The 1,302-nt window shown below is 64.0% G+C and carries 1 protein-coding gene; it reads left to right on the top strand.

Going from position 1 to position 1,302, the window contains the following annotated elements:
* Positions 1–72 precede the first annotated feature (72 nt).
* The gene (locus ACAG20_RS21030; RefSeq protein WP_112689624.1) at positions 73–1,263 is read left to right on the top strand and encodes an IS481 family transposase; all 1,191 of its coding nucleotides are present in this window, start codon (positions 73–75) and stop codon (positions 1,261–1,263) included.
* Positions 1,264–1,302 lie beyond the last annotated feature (39 nt).

Genomic DNA, 1,302 nt, shown 5'->3' with positions numbered 1-1,302 from the left:
GTGTGTGGTTCCAGGACATAGGAATGGCGTGTCTCAGGACATCGGAATAGGTTCAGGCCGCACCGTCAGCGGGTGTCGAAAGCGCGCCTGGTCATCACCGCCGTCGTCGAGCAAGGACTCAGCCAATCCGAAGCCGCCCGAACTTACCGGGTCTCCCAGAGCTGGATCTCCAAATTGGTCAGGCGTTACCGCCTCGAAGGCGAAGCTGCCTTCGAGCCCCGATCGCGGCGCCCACACCACAGTCCGACCCGGCTGGCGCAGGCCACCATCGACGTGATCATCAGGCTGCGCGCCGAACTGGCCGGCAAAGGCCTCGACCATGGCCCACAGACCATCGCCTGGCACCTACAGCACCACCACCATCTGACAGTGGCCCCCAACACCATCCACCGCCACCTGCGGGCCGCCGGACTGATCCCGCCACAGCCGCAGAAACGACCCAAATCCTCCTACATCCGCTTCGCCGCCGAACAACCCAACGAGCGCTGGCAAGCCGACTTCACCCACTGGCGCCTCGCCGACGGCACCGACACCGAAATCCTGGACTTCATCGACGACCACGCCCGCTACCTGCTCCGCTTGACCGCACACCGCCGCGTCACCGGCACCATCGTGGTCACCGAATTCCGAAACGCCGTTGAACAACACGGAATCCCCTACTCCACCCTCACCGACAACGGCATGGTCTTCACCACCCGCCTCGCCGGCGGCAAAGGCGGACGCAACGCCTTCGAATCAGAACTGCGAACACTGGGCGTCAGACAGATCAACTCCACACCCAGCCACCCCACCACCTGCGGCAAAATCGAACGATTCCACCGCACCCTGAAAAAATGGCTCCAAGCCCGACCCCGAGCCACCACCCTGACCGAACTACAGACCCAACTCGACACCTTCACCGAAACCTACAACCAGCACCGGCCCCACAGCGCCCTGCAACACCGCGCCACCCCCAGCACCGCCTACAACGCCCGCCCCAAAGCCAACCCAGCAAACCGCACCGACACCCACGACCGCGTCCGCACCGACCGCATCGACAAATCCGGCACCATCACCCTGCGCGTCCACGGCCGCCTCCACCACATCGGACTCGGACGAACCCACGCCGGCACCCGCGTCCTCATCCTGGCCCAAGACCACGACATCACCATCATCAACGCCGCCACCGGGGAACTACTCCGCCAGCTAACACTGGACCCCACCAGGGACTACCAACCCCGCCACGTCACCCGCGGCCGCCCAAAGAAAAAATCCGAACCCTAAACGAGGGTTCGGACTATTCCGATGTCCTGAGACATCACA

The organism is Mycobacterium sp. pW045, from assembly GCF_041287085.1.
GTDB lineage: Bacteria > Actinomycetota > Actinomycetes > Mycobacteriales > Mycobacteriaceae > Mycobacterium > Mycobacterium algericum_A.
This window is presented reverse-complemented; position numbering and strand designations above follow the sequence as displayed.